Raw genomic sequence first — 22450 nt, 5'->3', positions numbered from 1 at the left:
GGTGGTCGGACCGTTCGGTTGTCGGACCCGGCGGCTAACCTGCGGGGATGGGCCGCAGCCAGTCGTTGCCCCGGGGCGACGATCCGCGCTTCGGGCCGGACGCCGACGACACCGGCTGCTCGATCCTGCACGTGGACATGGACGCGTTCTTCGCCTCGGTCGAGGTGCGCCGCCGCCCCGAGCTGCGCGGCCGGCCCGTCGTGGTCGGCGGCATCGGGCCGCGCGGCGTGGTCAGTTCCGCCAGCTACGAGGCCCGCCGGTACGGCGTCCGCAGCGCCATGCCCACCGCTCGGGCCCGGGCGCTCTGCCCGCACGCCGTCTACCTGCCGCCCGAATTCACGCAGTACACGGCGGCCTCCCGGGCGGTGATGCGGATCTTCCGGGACGTCACCCCGCTGGTCGAGCCGCTCTCCCTGGACGAGGCCTTCCTCGAGGTGGCCGGCGCCCGGCGGCTCTTCGGCTCGCCGGTGGAGATCGCCCGGCTGATCCGCCGTCGGGTCGCCGAGGAGCAGCGGCTGAGCTGCTCGGTCGGGGTGGCGCCGAGCAAGTTCGTGGCCAAACTCGGCTCCACCCGGGCCAAGCCGGACGGCCTGCTCGTGGTGCCGGCGGCCCAGGTGCTCGACTTCCTGCACCCGCTGCCGGTGTCGGCGCTGTGGGGGGTGGGGGAGCGGTCCGCCGAGGCGCTGCGCCGCCTCGGCCTGAGCACCGTCGGCGACCTCGCCGAGGCGCCCATCGGCCTGCTCCGCCGGGCGGTCGGCGAGGCCTCCGCCACCCACCTGCACGAGCTGGCCTGGGGGCGGGACCCGCGCCGGGTCAGTCCGGAGCACGTGGAGAAGTCGATCGGCGCGGAGGTGACCTTCGACGTCGACGTCGTCGACCCGACGGAGATCCGCCGGTCGCTGCTCGCCCTCGCCGAGAAGGTCGGCGCCCGGCTGCGCGGCGCCGGGCAGGTGGGGCGGACGGTGTCGCTGAAGGTCCGGCTGGCCGACTTCCGCACGGTCAACCGGTCCCGCACCCTGGGCGTGTCGACCGACACCGCCCGGGAGCTGTTCGACACCGCCTGGGCGCTGTGGACCGCCCTCGACCCGGGGGAGCCGATCCGCCTGGTCGGCGTACGGGTGGAGGGGCTGGCCGCTGCCGGTGAGACGCCGCGCCAGCTCACCCTGGGGGCGCCGGAGCGCGGCTGGCGGGAGGCGGAGGCGGCGGCCGACGCCGCGGCTGCCCGATTCGGGCGGTCCGTCATAGGTCCGGCCAGTCTTCTCGGCAAGCGTCATCCGGGTCGAGACGAAAATCCGACCCGGCCATAGGTCGTCCCGCTTTCCGACGCGCGAGCCCCCTCGTAGACTTGCGGGTAAGCAGCCGGTTGGCTGCCACGGTCTGTCGGCCCGAGCGGGCCGACCAACGTGACCGGGGAGGAGTGCCGTGCCGCTCTCGGAGCACGAGCAGCGGCTGTTCGAGCAGATCGAGCGGTCGCTTGCCGAGGACCCCAAATTCGCCTCGGCCGTGCGCGCCAGCGACCCGCGTTTCCACGCGCGGCGTCGCGTGCTCGTCGCTGCCGGCGTGGTCATCGCTGGTTTGGCCCTGTTGGTCTACGGCGTCGTGATCACGACCCCGCTGCTGTCGGTGGCGGGTTTCGTCATCATGCTGGCGGCGCTGGGCTACGCGGTGCAGTCGCACCGCCGGTCCCAGTCGCCGGACCTCCACGTGGTCGGCGGCACGACGAGCCGCCGTCGCCCCCGTGGTCGTACGGGTCGGCGGGGGTCGTTCCTCGACCGGATGGAGGACCGGTGGCGGCAGCGCCCGGAGGGGCACCGCTGACCGCGTCACGCTGCTGACCACGTCGCACCGCTGAGGCGGGGTGACGCGACGGCGTGTCGTCGGATTCGTCCGGCGAGCGTGGTCGCCCTTCTGCGCCCTGCTGCGCCCCCCACGAGCCGGGCGAACCGCCTTCCCGGCGATCCTGCACCCGGCGCCCCTTGAACCCCGGCGGCTGGGCGGTGTCCCGTCCGCCGGCGGGGGAGCGCCGGCGGACGGGACCCGGTCAGCGGGCCAGGCGGCCGGCCAGCAGGCGACGCGGACTCCACCGCACCACGAGGTGCCGCACCTGGCCGGCCGCGGCGACCAGCCGGGTGGAGGCGTCCGAGATGGCCCGCCGCCAGCGCAGCAGCACCGACGGCGGCAGCACGGCCGCCAGCAGGCGGGTACGTCGGTCGGCCTGCGCGGCGAGCGCCCCGCGGACGCTGCGCAGCGCCGGGTGCAGCGCCTCGCCGGTGAGCGGATCGCGCGCGTACCGGGCCCGCTCCTCGGCGCGGCCGAGCAGCCGGGCCGCGGTGGCCGCCGAGGCGTCCCCGGTGAGCGTGTCCCGGACCAGCCGGTCGGCGGTCGCCCGGGGCGTCTCCGTCCGGTCGACCGGCACCCGGAAGTCCACCAGCGTGTCCAGCAGTTCGTCCCAGGCGGCGTGGGCGTCCGCGCGGGCCCGGTCGGCGTCCGCACCGACCATCACCTCGCGGGCCCCACCCGGGCTGCCGGGGCCGGCGTCCAGCACGGTGGCCGTCGGCCCGTGCGCCCGGGCGCGCCGGCGCCGGCGCAGCGCCCTGCGCAGCAGCGCCGGCGCGGCGAGCAGCGCCAGCAGGGCGAGCGCGCCGGCCGTCCACCACGGCCAGACCGGGGCCTGCCGGGTCGGGCCGCCACCGTCCAGGGCGAGGCCCCCGTCGGTCTCCTTGTCGGTGCGGTCCGGCCCGTTCGGACCGGCCGAGGGGTCGGCCGCGCCCGGGGCGGACGTGCTGCCCGTCGTCGGGTTGGTCTCCTCCGGAGCGTCGGTGTCCGGGGCCCAGGGCGACCGGATCGAGCCCTGGATGCTCGCCGCCGGGGTGGCGTCGAACGGCACCCAGCCGATGCCGCCGAAGAAGACCTCCGTCCAGGCGTGCAGGTTCCGGTTGGTCAGCACGTACGCGCCGCCGCCGGAGTTGCTGCCGTTGGCGAAGCCGAACGCCACCCGGGCCGGGATGCCGGCCCGGCGGACCAGCCACGCCAGCGCGGCGGCGTACTGCTGGCAGAAGCCGACCTTGGTGGCGAGGAAGTCGGTGATGTCGTCGCCGCTCGTGCCGCCCTTGGTGGCGAGCGAGTAGGTGAAGCCGTTCTCGACCGAGAAGTAGTCGTAGATGGCCCGCACCTTGTCGTAGTCGTTCTGCCTGCCCTTGACGAGCTGGTCGACCAGCTTGTCGACCTCCCGTACCACCGGGGCCACGGTCTGCTGGCGCAGCACCGGGTCGTCGGCGGAGAGCGACGGCGCCGCGCGCAGCGCCGAGGGGTTGTACGTCGAGCGGACGTAGTCGAACGAGTAGCGCTTGCTCCGGGAGTTCTCCCGGTTGGAGAAGAGGATCTGCAGGTTCGGGTCGTAGAGCCAGCTGCCGCTGAGGTCGTCCGTCTTCACCGGCTCCGCGTACACCGGCAGCAGGGGCATGTTGAGGTTCTTGGTCACCTCGACGGTCGCCCGGTAGTGCTGCTGCTCGACGCCCCGGCCGGCCCGCTCGGTCGGGTCGGGCAGGCGCCGGTTGGCCGGCTGGCCGGTCGGGACCCGCACCCGGAAGCCGTCCGGGCGCAGCTCGTCGGCCACCCCGAAGCGCAGGTAGAACGGGGACGCCTCGGTGGTGGTGACCTTGACCAGGTCGGTCACGTCGGACTGGTTGAGCTGGCCGCTCAGCGCGGCGAAGAGGTCGATCCGGCCCGGGCTGCCGCCCTGCCCCGGCCGCCCGGTGCCGTTGCCCGTCCCGGAGCCGACCGCGTCCATCAGGCCACCGGTCATCCCCGGCACGACCAGCGGCAGCGCCACGGCCAGCGCGACGCCGACCACGGCGAGCCGGCGACCGGCGGCGGCCAGCGGCGACGCCTCCCACACGTCGACGTCCCGGCCCTCGCCGGTGAACCGGCGGCCGAACCGGCGCACCCGGTCGACGTTGTCGGTGACCAGGAGCCAGAGGTACCCGCAGGCGCCCACCACGAACGGGGTCGCGGGGACGCTGTCCACGTAGACCGCCACCGGCACCGAGTAGATCGCCAGCATCGGCAGGCCGGCCAGCGCCGGCCGGCGCAGCCCCACGGTCAGCACGTCGACCACGATCGCGACCCCGCCGATGCCGAGCACCGCGAGGAACAGCAGCGAGTCGACGTCGGGCACCTGCACGCCGTACGACCGCATGTCCTGCACCGACGCGCCGAGCAGCTCGCCGAAGTGGCCGAAGGTGCTCGGGGTGGGCAGGAACGCGAGCACCTCGGTGCCGCCCGGGAAGATCCAGGTCAGGCCGAGCAGCAGGCCGGCGAGCATGGCCAGCACCTGGCCCCAGAGCGGGGCCCGGACCAGCCGGCTCAGCGCGGCCGCCCCGGCCACCACCGCCACCACGATGGCCGCCTGGATCAGCCACGTCCAGCGCTCGAAGATGGCCGACAGCGGCGCCGCGGCCAGCAGGGTCGCCGCGGCGGCGACGAAGCCGAGGTTCCGGGTCGCGGTCACGAGGTCGTCCTTCCGGTCATCGCACGCCCCCGGCGACCGTCTCGGCGAGCGCCGCGCGCAGCGCGAAGCCCTGCGAGCCGCGGGCCGCCTGCGGCCACAGCACCGGCAGCCGGCCGCCGTGGTCCACGCCGATCACCCGCCACCCGCTCTGCAGCAGGGCGAGCGCCGCGGCGCCGTGCGCGTGCTCCGCCTCGGCGCGGGCCTTCGGCGGGAGGTTGAGCCAGGTGGAGCTGTCCAGCACGAAGCCGACGCAGGTGGCGCCGTTGCCCCGCAGCCCGCCGAGCAGTTCCGCCTCGGCCGTGCTCAGCGAGCCGAACAGGCCGATGATCAGCCCGCCGTCGGCCCGCTGCCGGACCCGGTGCACCAGCGTGGCGATCTCGGCCCGCTTGTCCAGCCGGACCTCGGCGAGGTGGTCGAGGAGCACCCCCTCGCCGGTTCCCTCGGTCGCGTCCACGTCGGTGTCGGAGCCGGTGACCAGGCGCAGCTTGTAGCCGGCCTGACGCAGGTGCACCGCGATGCTGGCCGCGGCGGACACCGCCCACTCGAAGCTCGCCGTCGGGCCGTCGCCCCGGTGGCCGAAGGCGCGGGTGTCCAGCACGACCGTCGCCCGGCTCTCCCAGGGCTGCTCCTCGCGACGCACCATCAGCTCGCCGGTGCGGGCGGTCGACTTCCAGTGCACCCGGCGCAGGTCGTCGCCCATCCGGTACTCCCGGGTGGCCGCGTCGTCCTCGCCGTGCACCGCCACCGAGCGGGCCCGGCTGTCGCCGCTGCCGGCGTACTCGCCGGGGAGGCGGACCGAGGGGAGCGGGGTGACCTGCGGGATGACGGTGAGGTGGTCGGTGCTGGGGAAGGCGCGGGTCAGCTCGCACAACCCGAACGGGTCGGTGAGCCGGACCACCAGCGGGCCCACCTCGTACCGGCCACGCACGTCGGCGCGGACCGTGTACGCCACCGAACTGGCCTGGTGCGCGCCGAGCCGCTCCAGCACCACCCGGGGTCGACTGCCCAGGGCGTACGGCAGCCGGTCCTCCAGCAGCAGGGTGCCGGTGGGCAGCCGGGACAGGTTCTGCAGCCGCAGCACCACCCGGGAGCTGGCCCCGACCGGCGCCCGGTGCGGCTCCAGGGACCGGTTGCAGGCGAGCTTGTAGCGGCTGCGCCCGACGTAGGCCGCCGCGAGCAGCGGCAGGACGGCGAGCAGGATGGCCACCCGCAGCAGGTCCTTCTCGCCGAGGATGCCGGCGGAGACCGCGGCGGCCACCGCGGCCGCCAGGAAGGAGCGGCCCCGGGTGGTGAGTCCGCGCAGGCCGTCGCGCACCTCACGGCCTCCGCGGCTCGAACGGACCGCGGCCGTTGCCGGTGGCGGGCCGGGTGTCGTACGGGGAGCGCTTGCGGTCGTGCGGCAACGGCAGCCGGTGCACCAGCTCGGCGACGATCGCGTCGGTGGTGCGGCGGGCCAGCTGCGCGTCGGCGGTCGGGATGATGCGGTGCGCCAGCACCGGCACCGCGAGCGCCTGCAGGTCGTCGGGGAGGACGTAGTCGCGCCCCTCCAGGGCGGCCACCGCGCGGGCCGTGCGCAGCAGCTGGAGGGTGGCCCGGGGGGAGGCGCCGAGGCGCAGGTCCGGGGCCTCGCGGGTGGCGGTGACCAGGTCGATCGCGTACTGCTTGACGGCGTCGGCGACGTGCACCTGCCGGACGGTGGCGATGAGCTGGCGGACGGTGGCCGCGTCGGAGACCGGGCGCAGCTCGTTCAGCGGGTCGGTGGCCCCGTGACCGTCCAGCATGGCCAGCTCGGCGCCGACGTCCGGGTAGCCCATCGCGATCCGAGCGGTGAACCGGTCGCGCTGCGCCTCCGGCAGCGGGTACGTCCCCTCCATCTCGATCGGGTTCTGCGTCGCGATCACCATGAACGGGGTCTGCAGCTGGTAGGTGACCCCGTCGACCGTGACCTGCCGCTCCTCCATGCACTCCAGCAGGGCGGACTGGGTCTTCGGCGAGGCCCGGTTGATCTCGTCGCCGACCACCAGGTTGGCGAAGACCGCGCCGGGGCGGAACTCGAAGTCGTGGTTCTCCTGGTTGTAGACGCTGACCCCGGTGACGTCGCTGGGCAGCAGGTCGGGGGTGAACTGGATCCGGCGCACCGAGCAGTCGATCGAGCGGGCGAGAGCCTTGGCCAGCTTGGTCTTGCCGACGCCGGGGACGTCCTCGATGAGCAGGTGACCCTCGGCGAGCAGCACGGCCAGGGCGAGCCGGACGGTCGCCGTCTTGCCCTCGATCACCTGCTCGATGTTGGTCACGATGGCTTCGCTGGCAGCGCGGAACTCGTCGTGCGGCAGCAGACCGCCCACCTCGTCCCAGGTCTGTTGTGTCACGGGCCTCCTCCTCGTCGCCGGACGGCAGCTCTGTATAGAGCACCTGGACCCGCCGTTGGGTTCGCGACGTGCGAGCCTCGTCTGCCGCAAAAATCTCACTGGTTCTCAGGCTAACCATGTTTACCGCTGTCGCCGACCCCCGCAGCCGGTCGGTCGGTTACGCCCGGAATATTCGTCAGGTCGGGGGAATCGGGCGGTCACGGGCCGTCGTCGCCGGGCCGTCCGGGGGCCGGTCCAGCCCGGCGCGCGTCCCGACCAGCGGTAGTGGTCGGCGTGGACGGCCGCGGGGCGGGTACACTCCCGGGCATGGCCGGAGTCTTCCTGCTTCTTACCGGGCCGTGCTGATGCGCTGACGCGCGACAGCACGGCGGCCCCTCCTGCGCGAGGGGCTTTTTTGTGCCCTGAGCAGAGCTCCCCACATCCGACCTGAAGCGCCGAGGAGACGCCATGAGCGAGGCAGCCGCACCGGCGACCGACATCCCCCCGTTCCGGTACACCGCGACCCTGGCCGGCGACATCGAGCACCGCTGGCAGGAGACCTGGGCGCGGGAGGGCACCTTCCACGCGCCGAACCCGACCGGGCCGCTGGCCGACCCGGACCATCCGCGGGCGGGCGCGGAGAAGCTGTACGTGCTGGACATGTTCCCCTATCCCTCCGGCGCCGGCCTGCACGTCGGTCACCCGCTCGGCTACATCGGCACCGACTGCTTCGCCCGCTACCAGCGGATGGCCGGGCGGAACGTGCTGCACGCGATGGGCTTCGACGCGTTCGGCCTGCCCGCCGAGCAGTACGCGGTGCAGACCGGCACCCACCCGCGGACCACCACGGTGGCGAACATCGAGCGGTACAAGGAGCAGCTGCGCCGGCTGGGCCTGGCCCACGACGAGCGCCGCACGGTGGCCACCATCGACACCGACTTCTACCGCTGGACCCAGTGGATCTTCCTGCAGATCTTCAACTCCTGGTACGACCCGGACGCGAAGAAGGCCCGGCCGGTCGCCGAGCTGATCGCCGAGTTCGAGGGGGGCACCCGGCCGACCCCGGACGGCCGCCCCTGGTCCGAGCTGACCGTGGCCGAGCGGCGGGCGATCGTCGACGACCACCGGCTGGCGTACGTCTCCGAGGCGCCGGTGAACTGGTGCCCGGGGCTGGGCACCGTGCTGGCCAACGAGGAGGTCACCGCCGACGGCCGCTCCGAGCGGGGCAACTTCCCGGTCTTCAAGCGCAACCTGAAGCAGTGGATGATGCGGATCACCGCGTACGGCGACCGGCTGCTGGACGACCTGGACACCCTGGACTGGCCGGAACCGATCAAGCTGCAGCAGCGCAACTGGATCGGCCGGTCCCAAGGGGCGCACATCGACTTCCCGGTCGCGCCCACTGGTTCCGGTTTTGCGGGCGAAGCCCGCATCGGAGTATTCACCACCCGGCCGGACACCATCTTCGGCGCCACCTACATGGTGCTGGCCCCCGAGCACGAGCTGGTCGACCTGCTGGTGCCGGCGAGCTGGCCGGAGGGGACGAAGGACGCCTGGACCGGCGGGCACGCCAGCCCGCGGGCGGCCGTCGAGGCGTACCGGAAGGCCGCCGCGGCCAAGACGGAGGTGGAGCGGCAGGCCGACACCCGGGAGAAGACCGGCGTCTTCGTCGGCGCGTACGCGACCAACCCGGTCACCGGCAGCCCGATCCCGATCTTCATCGCCGACTACGTGCTGGCGGGCTACGGCACCGGCGCGATCATGGCGGTGCCGGCGCAGGACGAGCGGGACTGGGCGTTCGCCGAGGTCTTCGACCTGCCGATCGTGCGTACCGTGCAGCCGGCCGGCGGCTTCGACGGCAAGGCGTACACCGGGGACGGGCCGGCGATCAACAGCGCCGCGCCCGACCGCGGCCTGGACCTGAACGGCCTGGGGGTCGCCGACGCCAAGGCGACGATCATCGCCTGGCTGGAGGCGAACGGGCACGGCGCCGGCGCGGTGACCTACCGGCTGCGCGACTGGCTGTTCTCCCGGCAGCGCTACTGGGGTGAGCCGTTCCCGATCGTGTACGACGAGACCGGCGCCGCCATCGCGCTGCCCGAGTCGATGCTGCCGGTCGAGCTGCCCGAGGTGGACGACTTCTCGCCGAAGACGTTCGACCCGGAGGACGCCGGCAGCAACCCGGAGACCCCGCTGTCGCGGCGGCGCGACTGGGTGGAGGTGGAGCTGGACCTGGGTGACGGGCCGAAGCGCTACACCCGGGAGACAAACGTGATGCCGCAGTGGGCCGGCTCCTGCTGGTACGAGCTGCGCTACCTGGACCCGACGAACTCCGAGCGGTTCGTCGACCCGGCGAACGAGGCGTACTGGATGGGGCCGCGCGGGGCGGGCGACTGCGGGGGCACCGACCTGTACGTCGGCGGCGCCGAGCACGCCGTGCTGCACCTGCTGTACGCCCGGTTCTGGCACAAGGTGCTGTTCGACCTGGGGCACGTCTCGTCGTTCGAGCCGTTCCGCAAGCTGTTCAACCAGGGCATGATCCAGGCGTACGCGTTCCGGGACTCCCGCGAGGCCGTGGTGCCGGCGGAGGAGGTCGTCGAGGTCGACGGCCGCTTCTTCCACGGCGAGGCCGAGGTGCGTCGCGAGTACGGCAAGATGGGCAAGTCGCTGAAGAACGTCGTCACCCCGGACGAGATGTGCGCGGCGTACGGCGCGGACACCTTCCGGGTGTACGAGATGTCGATGGGCCCGCTGGAGGTGTCCCGCCCCTGGGACACCCGGGCGGTCGTCGGGTCGTACCGGTTCCTGCAGCGGGTCTGGCGGGCGATCGTCGACGAGCAGACCGGTGACCCGCGGGTCACCGACGTGCCGGCGGACGAGGCCACCCGGCGGCTGCTGCACCAGGTGGTCGACGGGGTCCGCGGCGACATGGAGGGGATCCGGTTCAACACCGCGATCGCCAAGCTGATCGAGCTGACCAACGCGCTGACCCGGCTGTCCGCCACGCCGCGGGAGGTGGCCGAGCCGCTGGTGCTGATGCTGGCGCCGTTCGCCCCGCACGTCGCCGAGGAGCTGTGGCGGCGGCTGGGCCACGACAGCTCGCTGGCGTACGCGGACTTCCCGACCGCCGACCCGGCGGTGCTGGTCGCCGAGACGGTGACCTACCCGGTGCAGATCAACGGCAAGGTCCGCGGCCGGATCGAGGTTCCCGCCGACGCCGACGAGGAGTCGGTGCGGGCCGCCGCGCTGGAGGCGGTCGCCGGTCAGCTGGCCGGCAAGGAGCCCCGCAAGGTCATCGTGGTGACGGGCCGGATGGTCTCGGTCGTCGCCTGACGCTCGCCGGCCCGGAGGCGCGCCCCAGCTCGGGGCGCGCCTCCGGCGTGTCCGGGTCAGGGCTCGCGGTGGTGGGCGGCGGTCACCGCGACCAGCGCGGCCACGACGGGCCAGACCGCGAAGACCACCCAGGAACCCCGGACGGTCGGGGGACAAGGCCGTCAGGCCAGGACGCCGGCCTCGACCGTGGCCCGGTGGACGCGCAGCCACTCCTGCGAGTGCCGAACCGCGTCGCACCGGGGCGCCAGGCCGACGCCGGCCCGGTCCGGGTGCCGCAGCAGCGCGGCGACGAAGCCGGCGTTCGCCGGGGGCGTGCGGCGGACGGTGTCGCCGACCCGGACCACCTCGGCGGGCATCAGCCCGGGACCGCCCGGCGCTGCCGTTCGGCGCGCCACCAGCGGTGGATCAGCACCACGCTGGCGATCAGGCCGAGGCTGGCCGGCGCGGCGGCGTACCAGTTGACGTGGCCCGGCGAGCCGACCGCCGCGCCGATGGCGGCGTAGCCGAAGGCGGTCGGAGCGGAGGCGATCACGCTGCCGGCCAGGAACGGCAGCACCCGGGCGCCGGTCGTGCCGTAGCCGTAGCTGACCAGCCCGAAGCTGGCGATCGGCAGCAGCCGGACGGTGACGACGCCGAACACGCTCTGCCGGGCGAACCAGCCGTCGAGCCGGGCCAGCCGGCCGCGCACCCGTTCGGCGACGAAGTCCCGGCCGAGCAGGCGGCCGACGGTGAAGCCGAGCGCCGCCGCCAGCAGCGCCGCGCCGAGGGCGTACGCGGCGCCCTCCAGGGGACCGAAGATCGCCCCGGCGGCGAGCGTGACGAAGGTCCGCGGGACCAGTGCCACCAGCAGCAGCGCCCCGCCGATGATCGCGGCGACCGGGGCGTACCCGTCGACGGAGTCGGCCAGCCGGGGGAGTTGGGCCGGGTCCGGCCGGGGCACCAGGAGCAGCAGGACGGCGAAGCCGGCGAGCAGCGCCAGGAGCAGGGCGAAGCGGCGCGCCGACGGCTGTCGGAGCAGCCGCCGGACGGCGAGGATCACGCCCGGGCGGCGGCCGCCACCGCGGCGCGGCGTTCCGAGCGGAGCCGCTCGGACCAGGTGTCGTCGAGCGCGGGGAGCTGGTGGATGCCGGTGGCCCAGCGCAGCAGCAGGTCGGCCAGGGCCGGGTTGCGGGCCAGGGCGGGCCCGTGCGAGTACGTGCCGAGCAGCTTGCCCCGCCACGCGCCCTCGGTGCCGCCGTCGTTGCCGACCCCGGCGGTGACCCGGGCCAGCGGCGACACGCCCGGTCCGAGGTGGGTGCGTCCGCCGTGGTTCTCGAAACCGGTCAGCGCGGGGACGCCCAGCCGCGGGTCGACCTCGCCGGCCAGCTCGCCGACGGCCCGGGTGGGGCCGCGGTCGGAGGAGAGGTCGAGCAGCTCCAGCCCGGCGCACTTGGTGCCCTTGGCGAAGAACGAGGTGCCGAGGAGCTGGTAGCCGGCGCAGACGCCGAAGACCACCGAGCCCTGGGCCACCGCGCGGTGCAGGCCACCGTCGGCGAGCAGCCGCTGGGCGCCGAGCGCCTGCGGGCCGTCCTCGCCGCCGCCGATCAGGTAGATGTCGGCGGTGGCGGGCAGCCGCTGGTCGGAGCGGACCTCCAGCACCTCGACCGGCATGCCGCGCAGCTGGGCCCGGCGGGCCAGGATCAGCATGTTGCCCCGGTCGCCGTAGGTGGAGAGCAGGTCGGGGTAGATCCAGACGATGCGGAGGCTCTCAGTTGACACGGTCCAGCTCCGCTCGGATGTCCTGGAAGGCGGTGTAGTTGGCGATGACCTCAAGGCGGCCCGGTGGCACCGCCCGGATCGCGTCGTCGAAGGTCCGGACGTGCTGGAACGGCACGCCGTTGACGTCCAGCCGGACGGCCAGGTCGTACGCCCGGTCGCCGGTGATCAGGACCTGCCGGCCGCGCAGCGGGGCGAAGTCGACGTCGAAGAGCCAGGAGGTGTCCAGCCCGTCGGGGTCGCGGGCGTTGATGGAGAGCAGGGTGGGCGCCTCGTCGGCCATGTCGAACGCCTCCAGCCAGCTGGCCGGGTTCTTGGCCAGCAGCAGCCGGATGTTGCGCCCGTCCCGGTCCACCTGGGCGTAGCGGCCGGCGACCGAGGCGACCGTGCCGAGCCGGGAGACCGCGTCCACCGGGCGGACGCCGAACTCGGCGGCGACGGCGAGGGCGGTCGCCGCGTTGCCCAGGTTGACCTTGCCGGGGAGCTGGAGCTGCACCTTGTGCCAGGCGCCGGTCGGGTCGAGCACGCCGTCGTCCTCGACGGTCCACTGCGGCTCGGGGCGGCGCAGCGGGCAGCCGGTGCACCACCACTGCTCACCTGAGCGCTGGATGGTGGAGCCGCACTCGGGGCACACCCACGAGTCGTCGTGCCAGCGCTGGCCGGCGCTGAACCAGCTGACGTGCGGCGGGATGTGGCCGCGGGCCGGGTCGGCCGGCGGGGTGGCGGCCCAGACCACCATCGGGTCGTCGGCGTTGGCGACCACCCGCACGTCGGGGTGCTGGACCAGCGCAGCGCGCCAGAGCTGCGCCATCATGGCGACCTCCTTGGCCCGGTCGAGCTGGTCGCGGGAGAGGTTGAGCAGCGCCACGACGTGCGGCTCGGTGGCCTCCAGCACCTGGGCGAGGTAGTGCTCGTCGACCTCCAGCACGGCGTACGGGGTGCTGCCGGCCTTCGCCAGGGCCGAGGTGTGGCCGGTGGGCATGTTGGCGCCGAAGGAGTTGGTGGCGACCCGGCCGAGCACGCCGACGGCCGCGGTGGTGAGCCGGGTGGTGGTGGTCTTGCCGTTGGTGCCGGAGACCAGGGCGATCGCGCGCCCCGCCGCCAGGTGTACGAGCAGGTCCGGGTCGATCTTGAGGCCGATCCAGCCGCCGATCACCGAGCCGTCGCCCCGGCCGGCGGCCCGCGACAGCGCCGCGGCGGTCCGCGACACAGAGCTGGCCACCTTTGCCCGCAGGGGCATCTTCGCGTCCGTCACCCGAGCGAGGTTACCGGACCCGTGGACCCGCCAGATCGCCGCCGACGGCGATCCGTTCGGCCGGGGTGGCGCGGCGGACGGCCGGCCGGCGTTCGGCCGGATGGGGTCGATCAATGTCGGGTAGCGGACGCCGCTCGGGGGCGGCTCCGGCCCTCCACTCCGCTCCACCCCTTCTGACGTGCTCTTTTGCGCTCGGAAACGCCGCGCCACGCGGGCGTTTCTGGTTGCGGGTGGAGGGAAGTGGAGTAGAGTGGGGCGCAATGGTGAGGCCGGGAGGGCCGCACCGGCCCGGGGGGTCAGCGGCGCCGCGAACGCCGCTCAGGGCGAGGGGGTTGGGCCGATGTTCCTCGGCACCCACACTCCGCGCCTGGACGACAAGGGCCGGTTGATCCTTCCGGCGAAGTTCCGGGATGAGCTGGCGGGGGGTGTCGTGATCACCAAAGGGCAGGAGCGCTGTCTCTACGTCTTCCCGATGCCCGAGTTCCAGCGGATCGCGGAGCAGTTGCGCGCGCAGCCGATGACGCACAAGGCGGCCCGGGCCTACAGCCGGGTCTTCTTCGCCAGCGCGCACGACGAGGTCCCGGACAAGCAGGGCCGGGTGACCATCCCGGGGCACCTGCGCTCGTACGCCGCCCTCGACCGCGATCTGGTCGTGATCGGCGCGAGCACCCGGGTGGAGATCTGGGACAGGGCGGCCTGGGAGGCCTACCTCGCGGAGAGCGAAGACGACTTCGCCGACATCGAGGAGGGGGTGCTGCCCGGCGGTCTGTAGGGCGTGGCGACGCCCGGCGTACTGCGAGATCTCCAGCCGCTTTCGAGTTCCTGGCACCCCTTCCCCGGTGCCAGGCGCACGATCCGTATCGGGGGGCCGCGGCCTCCGGCGGGCGGGGAGCGGATGGGGATCTGGCGGTATGGCGAGGCGTCGTGGCGACGACAGGACGCGACAGGACGGAAGCGGGTTTCAACCAGTGGGGGTCGACATGGGGGAGCTACGTGGCACGCACGTGCCGGTGCTGCTCGAGCGGTGTCTCGAGTTGCTGGCCCCCGCGCTGGGTCGGAACGGACGCACCGTCCACGTCGACGCGACGCTCGGGCTCGCCGGGCACGCCGAGGCGGTCCTGGAGGCGCACCCGAACACGGTGCTGATCGGCCTGGACCGGGACACCGAGGCCCTCGCCCACTCGCGGGTCCGGCTGGCCCGGTTCGCCGACCGGATCCACCTCGAGCACGCCGTCTACGACGAGCTGCCCGAGGTGCTCGACCGGCTCGGCTACCCGGCGATCGACGGGATCCTGTTCGACCTCGGCGTCTCGTCCCTGCAACTGGACGCGCCCGACCGCGGGTTCGCGTACGCGCAGGACGCGCCGCTGGACATGCGGATGGACCAGACCCGGGGGGTGACCGCCGAGGAGGTGGTCAACACGTACGGCCACCCGGAGCTGGCCCGGGTGCTGCGGGTGTACGGCGAGGAGAAGTTCGCCGGGCGGATCGCCTCGGCGATCATCCGGGAGCGGGAGCGGGCCCGGATCACCTCGTCGGCGCGGCTGGCCGAGCTGGTCAGGGAGAGCATTCCGGCACCAGCCCGACGAACCGGTGGACACCCGGCAAAGAGAACGTTTCAGGCTTTACGGATCGAGGTAAACAAGGAGCTGGCAGCGCTGGAGACGGCGCTGCCGGCCGCTCTCGACAAGCTCACCGTGGGCGGCCGCATGGTGGTCCTGTCCTACCACTCGCTGGAGGACCGGCTCACCAAGCAGGCGCTCGCCGACCGGGTCCGCAGCAAGGGCCCGGTCGACCTCCCGGTCGAACTGCCCGGGTCGGGCCCGACGTTCCGGCTGCTCAGCCGGGGTGCCGAGCTCGCCGGGGAGGCGGAGGTGGCCGCGAACCCGCGGGCCGCCTCGGTGCGGCTGCGGGCCGCGGAGCGGCTCGACCCGGAGGCGGCCCAGCAGGGGCGTACCGACCGCGAACGGTACCGCCGCCGGGTCAAGGCGATGCACCAACCGGGGACGGGGTCACCGGGATCCGCGACGGATTCCCGGTCGACCCCCGGGGACGGCAGTGGGACGGACGAAGAGGGGGAGGGGACATGAACGTCAACAAGCGCGACGGCCGGGACACCGGCATCAGGCAGCGCGCACCGCGGTCGGGGGGCCGGACCGCGGCGCAGCGCACCACGCGAGGGGCGACCGCGACGGCGGAGGCCGACCGGCTCGACCGCCGGGAGGAGAACCGCGCCCGGGGGGCGCGCGAGTTCCCCACCCAGGGCAGCGCCGCGCTGCGGCCGGCCGAGCGGACGAAGGCCACCGCGGCGGGGTCGCCGCGGCTGCGGGTCGCCCCGCCGCCGCCGGTCTCCGTGCCGCGGGCCCCGTTCGTGGGGCTGATCCTGGTGCTGGTGGTCGGCGGGGTGCTCGGCATCCTGCTGGTCAACACGAAGATCAACGAGAACGCCTTCAGGCTGGAGAAGCTCCAGCAGCAGCAGGCCAAGCTCGACGTCGACCAGCAGCAGCTGGAGAAGGAGATCGCCGAGCAGAAGGCGCCGGGCAACCTGACCGCCAACGCCCGCAAGCTCGGCCTGGTCGAGTCCGGCGAGCCCGCGTACATCCGGCTGCCGGACGGGAAGACGATCGGTGTTCCGCACCCGGCGGAGGGCGCGCCGGCCATCACCAGCCAGCAGGGCAACGGGGGGTAGTCAGGTGCCCCCGAGATCGGAGGAACCGCGCCGGGACCCCACGGGCTCCCGGCGCGGCTCGTCCCGGGGCGGTCGGGGCGCCGACCCGCGCTCGGGCGAGCCCGGCGTCGGCGGGATCTCCGACGCCCGGGCGTACACGCCCCGGGGGCGCACCATCCGCGAGGGCGGCGGGGCCGCCCGCTCCGCGCCCACCGGGGGCGCGGAGCAGCGGCGTACCCCGCGCAGCAGCCGCTCCGGCGACCCGTTCCGTCCCGCGTTGCAGGTGCTCGACGGCGGTCGCGCCGGCGCCGGCCGCACCGGCCGGCGGGAGACCGCCGCGGGCGGCCGGGCCGGCGTGGTGCGGACCGTCTCGCCGCGTCCGACGCGGGAGCCGTTCGACGACGACGAGGCGCCGGCGCCGCGCCGCCGGCCGGGCCCGCGCCGGCCGGACCGGCCCGCCGCCCGGCGGCCGTCGCGCAAGCCGCGCCGCCCGCCGAAGCTCGCCGACCCGCGCCGCCGGCTGCGGCTCGGCACGCTGCTCACCCTGACGCTCTTCGCCGCGATCGGCATCCGGCTGGTCTTCCTGCAGACCGTGGACACCCCGGCGTACGCCGACGGCGGCGTCACCGACCGGCTCGCCGTGGTCGACCTGCCCGCCCCGCGCGGCGCGATCCTGGACCGGACCGGCGCCCCGCTGGCGCACAGCGTCGAGGCGCGGTACGTCTTCGCCGACCCGACCCGGGTCAAGGACCGGTTCGCCACCGCCCGGCTGCTCTCCCCGCTGCTCGGCGTGTCCGCCTCGGACCTGGCCGCGAAGATGAAGCCCCGCAAGCTCCCGACAGGCAACCCGTCGCAGTTCGAGTACCTGGCCCGCGGGGTCGAGATCGGCAAGGCGAAGCAGATCATGGCGCTGGACCTGGCCGGCATCGGCGTGCACCGGGACGAGCGGCGCGAGGTGCCCGGCGGCGACCTGGGCGCCAACCTGATCGGCTTCGTCAGCCAGGACATGGTCGGCCTGGAGGGGCTGGAGGCGAAGTACGACGACCTGCTCCAGGGGCAGGCCGGCAAGAAGACCTACGAGGTCGGGCAGGGCGACCTGGCCGCGCCGATCCCGGGCGGCTACAGCCAGACCACCCAGCCCAAGCCGGGCAGCTCGCTGGAGCTGACCATCGACCGGGACCTCCAGTTCCAGACCCAGCGGATCCTCACCGCCCAGATGGCCCAGACCAGGGGCAGCGTCGGCGCCGCCGTGATCATCGACGTGCGCACCGGCGAGGTGCTGGCCCAGGCCAGCAACCCCACCTACGACGCGGCGGACCCGGAGGGCAGCAACTGGACGGACCGGGAGGACGCGGCGACCAGCTTCGTCGTCGACCCGGGCTCGATCCACAAGGCGATCACCTACGGCGCCGCCCTCCAGGAGGGCGTGATCACCCCGGACACCACGTTCCCGGTCGCCAACACGATCACCAAGGGCGACACCACCTTCCGGGACACCCACCCGGCCAACGGGCAGAAGATGAGCATCCCCGGCATGCTGGCCTTCTCGTCCAACGTCGGGACCATCGAGATCGCCGACAAGCTGGGTCGGGACCGGCTCATCGACTACCAGAAGCGGTTCGGGCTCGGCCAGCCCACCGGCGAGGGCATGCCGGGGGAGGCGTCCGGGCGGCTGCTCCCCGCCGACCAGTGGAGCGGCTCGTCGGACGGGTCGGTGCCGATCGGGCACAGCGTGGACGCCACCCCGCTGCAGATGGCCGCCGCGTACGCCGCCATCGCCAACAACGGGACGTACGTCCAGCCGCACCTGATCAAGGAGGTGATCGGACCGGACGGCAAGAAGACCCCCGGCCCCGTCCCGATCACCCGCTCGGTGCTCAGCCCGCAGAACGCCGCCGCGCTGCGCACCATGCTGGAGGCGGTCACCACGGTCGACGGGCCCGATGGGCGGGCCACCGGCCTGGCCGCCGCCGTCCCCGGCTACCGGGTGGCCGGCAAGACCGGTACCGGGTTGCGGTACGCCGAGGGCAAGCTGCAGCCCGGCGAGGTCGGCTCGTTCATCGGCATGGCCCCGGCCGAGCATCCCCGGTACGTGGTGGCGGTCTTCGTCTGGAGTCCCGGCGGCGAGGGCGGCGCGGTCGCCGCGCCGGCCTTCCGGGAGATGATGGGCTACACCCTGCGGCACTACCGGGTGCCCCCGTCGGCGACCAGCAGGTCCCCCAAGTTCGAGGTCTTTCCGCGCTGAGCGGGGCGGACGGGACATCATCGGTGAGTGGCGACGAACCACCGGGGCGGCTGTGCGGTCGGAACCCGGACGACCGGGTAGGGTCTGACGCCGTGCCCGGCAATCCACGTCCCCGTACCGTGAATCCCGTCCGGCTCGGCGACCTCGCCGGACGGCTCGCCGTCGCGCCGCCCGAGGGCGCCGCCGAGGTGGCCGTGACCGGGGTGACCCACGCCAGCCAGGAGGTCCGCCCCGGAGACCTGTACGCGGCGCTGCCCGGCGCCCGCCGGCACGGCGCGGAGTTCGCCGCGGGAGCGGCCGAGGCGGGCGCGGTGGCCCTGCTGACCGACCCGGCCGGGGCCGAGCTGGCCGCCGCGGCGGGCCTGCCGACGCTGGTGGTCGACGACCCCCGGGCGGTCCTCGGCGACGTCGCCGCCGCCGTCTACGGCGACCCGACCGCGGGGCTGACCGTGATCGGGGTGACCGGCACCGCCGGTAAGACCTCCACCAGCTACCTGATCGAGTCGGGGCTGCGCGCCGCCGGCCACACCACCGGCCTGATCGGCACCGTGGAGACCCGGCTGGGCGACCTGGTGATCGACAGCGTCCGGACCACCCCGGAGGCGACGGACCTGCACGCCATGCTCGCCGTCGCCCGGGAGCGCGGGGTGAGCGCGGTGGTCATGGAGGTCTCCAGCCACGCCCTGGCCATGGGTCGGGTCGGCGGGGTCCGCTTCACCGTCGGCGGCTACACCAACTTCGGCTCCGACCACCTGGACTTCCACGCCGACTCGGCGGACTACTTCGCGGCCAAGGCGAAGCTCTTCGACGGGCGCTGCGAGGTCGAGGTGCTCAACCACGACGACCCGGCGCTGCGGCCGCTGTTCAAGCCGGCCACGATCAGCTACTCGGCGGCCGGCGACCCGACCGCCACCTGGTGGGCCGACGGGATCGACGGCGAGGGGTACGCCCAGCGCTTCACCGTGCACGGCCCGGACGGGCTGGCCCTGCCCGCCGCGGTGGCGTTGCCGGGCCGGCACAACGTGGCGAACGCGCTGCTGGCCGTCGCCACCCTGGTCGCCGCCGGGGTGGACCCGGGCACCGCGGTCGCGGGGGTCTCCGCCTGCGGCGGGGTGCCGGGGCGGCTGGAGCTGGTCAGCGGCGACGCGCCGGTGCGCGGGGTGGTGGACTACGCGCACAAGGCGAACGCGATCGAGGCGGTCCTGGTCGCGTTGCGCGAGCTGAGCAGCGGGCGGTTGATCTGCGTGATCGGCGCGGGTGGCGACCGGGACCGGGGCAAGCGGCCGGTGATGGGCGCCGCCGCGGCGGAGGGAGCCGACGTGGTGCTGGTGACCGACGACAACCCGCGCACCGAGGACCCGGCCGCGATCCGGGCCGAGGTGCTCGCCGGGGCGTACGCGGCGAACGCCGCCGCCCGGATCATCGAGGCGCCCGGCCGGCGGGCCGCCATCGCCGAGGCGGTCCGGCTGGCCGAACCGGGCGACGTGGTGGCGCTGCTGGGCAAGGGGCAGGAGCGTGGCCAGGAGATCGCCGGCGAGGTGCTCCCGTTCGACGACCGGGTCGAGCTGGCCGAGGCGTTGCGCGCCCGCTTCGGAGACCTGGCGGGTCGACGGTGATCCCGCTGACCCTGGCCGAGGTCGCCTCGGCCGTCGACGGGCGGCTGCTCGCCGCCGACCCGGCGGCCCGGGTGACCGGGTCGGTCGAGTTCGACTCCCGCAAGGTCGCCCCCGGCGGGCTCTTCGTGGCGTTCCCCGGGGAGAAGGTGGACGGGCACGACTACGCCGCCGGCGCGGTCTCGGCCGGCGCGGTGGCGGTGCTCGGCACCCGGGAGGTCCCCGGCGTGCCGATGGTGCTGGTCGACGACGCGCTCGCGGCGATGGGGCGGCTGGCCCGCACGGTGGTCGACCGGCTGCCCGGGCTCACCGTGATCGGGCTGACCGGCTCCTCCGGCAAGACCACCACCAAGGACCTGATCGCCCAGCTCACCGCGCGGCTCGGCCCGACCGTCGCGCCGCCCGGCTCGTTCAACAACGAGCTGGGCCACCCGTACACGGCGCTGCAGGCCGGCCCGGAGACCCGCTACCTGGTGATGGAGAAGGGCGCCCGCGGGGTGGGGCACGTCCGCTACCTCTGCGACGTGGTGCCGCCGCGGATCTCCGTGGTGCTCAACGTCGGGGTGGCGCACATCGGCGAGTTCGGCTCGGTGGAGACCATCGCCCTGGCCAAGGGGGAGCTGGTCGAGGCGTTGCCCGCCGACGGGCTGGCCGTGCTCAACGCCGACGACCCGCTGGTCGACGCGATGGCCACCCGGACCCGGGCCCGGGTGGTCCGGTACGGCGAGTCGGCGAACGCCGACGTGCGGGCGGTGGAGGTGACGCTGGACGGGCGGGGGCGGCCGTCGTACACCCTGGTGACCCCGGAGGGCAGCGCGCCGGTGCGGCTCGGGCTGACCGGGCGGCACCAGGTCTCCAACTCGCTCGCCGCCGCGGCGGTGGCCCGCGAGCTGGGGATGCCCCTGGTCGAGCTGGCCGTCGCCCTGGGCGAGCTGGGGCTGGTCTCGACCCGGCGGATGGACGTCTTCGAGCGCTCCGACGGGGTCACCGTGATCGACGACTCGTACAACGCCAACCCGGCCTCGATGGCGGTCGCGCTGCGGGCGCTGGCGGGCCTGCGCGGGCAGGGGCGTACCGTCGCGGTGCTCGGCTACATGGCCGAGCTGGGGACGTTCGAGCGGGAGGGGCATGAGCAGGTCGGCCGGCTCGCGGCCGAGCTGGGCGTCGACCGGTTGCTCGTGGTGGGCGAGCCGGCGGCGCCGATCCAGGAAGGCGCGACAGCGGTAAGTGACTGGGGAGGAGAGTCGGTGCTGCTCACCGATCAGGCGGCGGCCGTCGAGGTGCTGCGGGGCGAGCTACGTCCGGGGGACGTGGTCCTGGTGAAGGGCTCGCGGTACCGCACCTGGGAGGTGGCCGACGCGCTGCGCGAGGCCACCGGGGAGGGGGTCACCTCATGAGGGCGGTCATCGTCGCCATCGGGGTCGCCTTCCTGATCTCGCTGCTCTGCACCCCCATCGCGATCAAGGTGTTCACCCGGCTGAAGGCCGGCCAGCCGATCCGGGCCGAGGGCCCGGCCATGCACCAGGGCAAGAAGGGCACGCCGACGATGGGCGGCGTGGTCTTCATCCTGGCCACGGTGATCGCGTACGTCGCCGGTCACCTCGCGCTGACCACCCTGCCGGACGCGCAGATCGCCCAGGTGGAGCCGACCATGACCGCGCTGGTCCTGCTCGGCCTGATGGTCTTCTCCGGCGCGGTCGGCTTCATCGACGACTTCCTGAAGGTCCGCAAGCGGCACAGCGGCGGCCTGAACAAGCGCGGCAAGCTGGCCGGCCAGATCCTGGTCGGGGCGATCTTCGGCGTCGTGGCGCTCTACTTCCCGAGCAGGATGTACGACGCCACCGGCACCCGGACGAACGCCGAGACGGTCGGCAGCACCACGCTCAGCTTCATCCGGGACATCCCGGCGCTGGAGATCGGCAAGGTCGCCTCGATCATCGTGATCATCCTGGTGGTGATGGCGGCGACCAACGGCGTCAACCTCACCGACGGCCTGGACGGCCTGGCCACCGGCGCCTCGGTGATGGTGCTCGCCGCATATGCGCTGATCGCCTTCTGGCAGTATCGGCACTGGTGCGCGGACCCGAACTACACCGAGGCGTACTGCTACACGGTCCGGGACCCGCTGGAGATCGCGCTGATCGCCGGGGCAGCGGCCGGCGCCTGTGTCGGCTTCCTGTGGTGGAACACCTCGCCGGCCCGGATCTTCATGGGCGACACCGGGGCGCTCGGCCTGGGCGGCCTGATCGCCGGCATGGCGATGTCCACCCGGACCATCCTGCTGCTGCCGATCATCGGCGGGCTCTTCGTGATCATCACGATGTCCGTGGTGATCCAGATCATCTCCTTCCGGACCACCGGCAAGCGGGTGTTCCGGATGTCGCCGTTGCAGCACCACTTCGAGCTCGCCGGCTGGAGCGAGGTCAACATCGTGGTCCGGTTCTGGATCATCGCCGGGATCGGCGTGGCCATCGCGCTGGGCCTGTTCTACAGCGAGTTCCTCGCCGCGGTCACCTGAGCCGGCACACCGACGATGCGAAGGAGGGGCCCTGGTGGCCCCTCCTTTCGCGTTTCGACACGCCGACCGGCCGGTTGGGCCACGAGCGGGCCGGCGCAGCCGCGATGATGGGCGGGTGGGGGAGGAACGAGACACCGAGGGCACGACCGAGACGCAGACCCGCCGACCGCCCGCGGCGGCGCGGCCGGCGGAGCCGCCGGGCGCG

General features: G+C 74.1%; 17 protein-coding genes. 10 read left to right on the top strand and 7 right to left on the bottom strand.

The annotated features are described in order from the left end of the window. The first annotated feature begins 47 nt into the window (after nt 1–47). Both ACTWO6_RS24130 and ACTWO6_RS24125 read left to right on the top strand, forming a co-directional pair. Nucleotides 48–1307 carry a DNA polymerase IV gene (locus tag ACTWO6_RS24130; RefSeq protein ID WP_446216070.1) on the top strand — a complete coding sequence of 420 codons (1260 nt, stop codon included), beginning with the start codon at nt 48–50 and terminating at the stop codon, nt 1305–1307. Between the two features lie 115 nt (nt 1308–1422). Further along, entirely contained in the window at nt 1423–1818 is a 396-nt protein-coding gene (locus ACTWO6_RS24125; RefSeq protein ID WP_446216069.1) for a DUF3040 domain-containing protein, read from the top strand. Between the two features lie 223 nt (nt 1819–2041). Here the strand turns inward: ACTWO6_RS24125 and ACTWO6_RS24120 are convergent, their stop codons facing one another. The 3 genes from ACTWO6_RS24120 to ACTWO6_RS24110 are packed head-to-tail and all read right to left on the bottom strand — an operon-like array spanning nt 2042 to nt 6879. Then, nucleotides 2042–4510, bottom strand: coding sequence for a transglutaminase TgpA family protein (locus ACTWO6_RS24120; protein WP_446216068.1), 2469 nt, complete (start codon nt 4508–4510; stop codon nt 2042–2044). A gap of 16 nt (nt 4511–4526) precedes the next feature. Then, the gene (locus tag ACTWO6_RS24115) at nt 4527–5825 is read right to left on the bottom strand and encodes a DUF58 domain-containing protein (protein WP_446216067.1); all 1299 of its coding nucleotides are present in this window, start codon (nt 5823–5825) and stop codon (nt 4527–4529) included. A 1-nt stretch (nt 5826) separates the two neighbouring features. After that, on the bottom strand, nt 5827–6879 hold the full coding sequence (locus tag ACTWO6_RS24110; protein ID WP_446216066.1) for an AAA family ATPase: 1053 nt from the start codon (nt 6877–6879) through the stop codon (nt 5827–5829). A gap of 447 nt (nt 6880–7326) precedes the next feature. Between ACTWO6_RS24110 and leuS the strand changes: the two genes are divergently transcribed. Continuing rightward, nucleotides 7327–10191: a leucine--tRNA ligase gene (gene leuS / locus ACTWO6_RS24105; protein ID WP_446216065.1), complete on the top strand. Its 2865-nt coding sequence runs from the start codon at nt 7327–7329 to the stop codon at nt 10189–10191. Between the two features lie 161 nt (nt 10192–10352). On the opposite strand, the gene ACTWO6_RS24100 is transcribed toward leuS, so the two are convergent. Genes ACTWO6_RS24100 through ACTWO6_RS24085 form a run of 4 tightly spaced genes read right to left on the bottom strand, consistent with a single transcriptional unit; the run spans nt 10353 to nt 13186 of the window. Then, complete coding sequence (locus ACTWO6_RS24100; RefSeq protein WP_446216064.1) at nt 10353–10547, bottom strand: hypothetical protein; 195 nt, start codon at nt 10545–10547, stop codon at nt 10353–10355. Beyond that, nucleotides 10547–11287: a TVP38/TMEM64 family protein gene (locus tag ACTWO6_RS24095; protein ID WP_446220748.1), complete on the bottom strand. Its 741-nt coding sequence runs from the start codon at nt 11285–11287 to the stop codon at nt 10547–10549. The genes ACTWO6_RS24100 and ACTWO6_RS24095 overlap by 1 nt, the downstream gene beginning before the upstream one ends. Next, nucleotides 11227–11949, bottom strand: coding sequence for a type 1 glutamine amidotransferase (locus ACTWO6_RS24090; protein WP_446216063.1), 723 nt, complete (start codon nt 11947–11949; stop codon nt 11227–11229). The genes ACTWO6_RS24095 and ACTWO6_RS24090 overlap by 61 nt, the downstream gene beginning before the upstream one ends. Further along, a complete protein-coding gene (locus ACTWO6_RS24085; protein ID WP_446220747.1) occupies nt 11939–13186 on the bottom strand; it encodes a MurT ligase domain-containing protein in 1248 nt (415 codons plus the stop codon). The genes ACTWO6_RS24090 and ACTWO6_RS24085 overlap by 11 nt, the downstream gene beginning before the upstream one ends. Nucleotides 13187–13541: 355 nt before the next feature. Between ACTWO6_RS24085 and mraZ the strand changes: the two genes are divergently transcribed. The 7 genes from mraZ to mraY all read left to right on the top strand — a co-directional run bounded on the left by mraZ (nt 13542) and on the right by mraY (nt 22245). Continuing rightward, nucleotides 13542–13973, top strand: a complete 432-nt coding sequence (mraZ, locus tag ACTWO6_RS24080; protein WP_089013373.1) for a division/cell wall cluster transcriptional repressor MraZ — start codon at nt 13542–13544, stop codon at nt 13971–13973. Nucleotides 13974–14181: 208 nt separating this feature from the next. Beyond that, nucleotides 14182–15291, top strand: a complete 1110-nt coding sequence (gene rsmH, locus ACTWO6_RS24075) for a 16S rRNA (cytosine(1402)-N(4))-methyltransferase RsmH (protein WP_446216062.1) — start codon at nt 14182–14184, stop codon at nt 15289–15291. Beyond that, nucleotides 15288–15890 carry a hypothetical protein gene (locus ACTWO6_RS24070; protein ID WP_446216061.1) on the top strand — a complete coding sequence of 201 codons (603 nt, stop codon included), beginning with the start codon at nt 15288–15290 and terminating at the stop codon, nt 15888–15890. The genes rsmH and ACTWO6_RS24070 overlap by 4 nt, the downstream gene beginning before the upstream one ends. A 4-nt stretch (nt 15891–15894) precedes the next feature. Beyond that, complete coding sequence (locus ACTWO6_RS24065; protein ID WP_446216060.1) at nt 15895–18114, top strand: peptidoglycan D,D-transpeptidase FtsI family protein; 2220 nt, start codon at nt 15895–15897, stop codon at nt 18112–18114. A 92-nt stretch (nt 18115–18206) separates the two neighbouring features. Continuing rightward, entirely contained in the window at nt 18207–19730 is a 1524-nt protein-coding gene (locus tag ACTWO6_RS24060) for a UDP-N-acetylmuramoyl-L-alanyl-D-glutamate--2,6-diaminopimelate ligase (RefSeq protein ID WP_446216059.1), read from the top strand. Then, the gene (locus ACTWO6_RS24055) at nt 19727–21124 is read left to right on the top strand and encodes a UDP-N-acetylmuramoyl-tripeptide--D-alanyl-D-alanine ligase (protein ID WP_446216058.1); all 1398 of its coding nucleotides are present in this window, start codon (nt 19727–19729) and stop codon (nt 21122–21124) included. The genes ACTWO6_RS24060 and ACTWO6_RS24055 overlap by 4 nt, the downstream gene beginning before the upstream one ends. After that, nucleotides 21121–22245, top strand: a complete 1125-nt coding sequence (gene mraY / locus ACTWO6_RS24050; RefSeq protein WP_130338400.1) for a phospho-N-acetylmuramoyl-pentapeptide-transferase — start codon at nt 21121–21123, stop codon at nt 22243–22245. Before ACTWO6_RS24055 ends, mraY begins: the two co-directional genes overlap by 4 nt. Nucleotides 22246–22450 lie beyond the last annotated feature (205 nt).

The sequence above is a fragment of the Micromonospora sp. IBHARD004 genome (assembly GCF_052814115.1).
The sequence above is the reverse complement of the archived record's forward strand: the minus strand, read 5'-3'. Positions and strand labels throughout refer to the sequence as shown.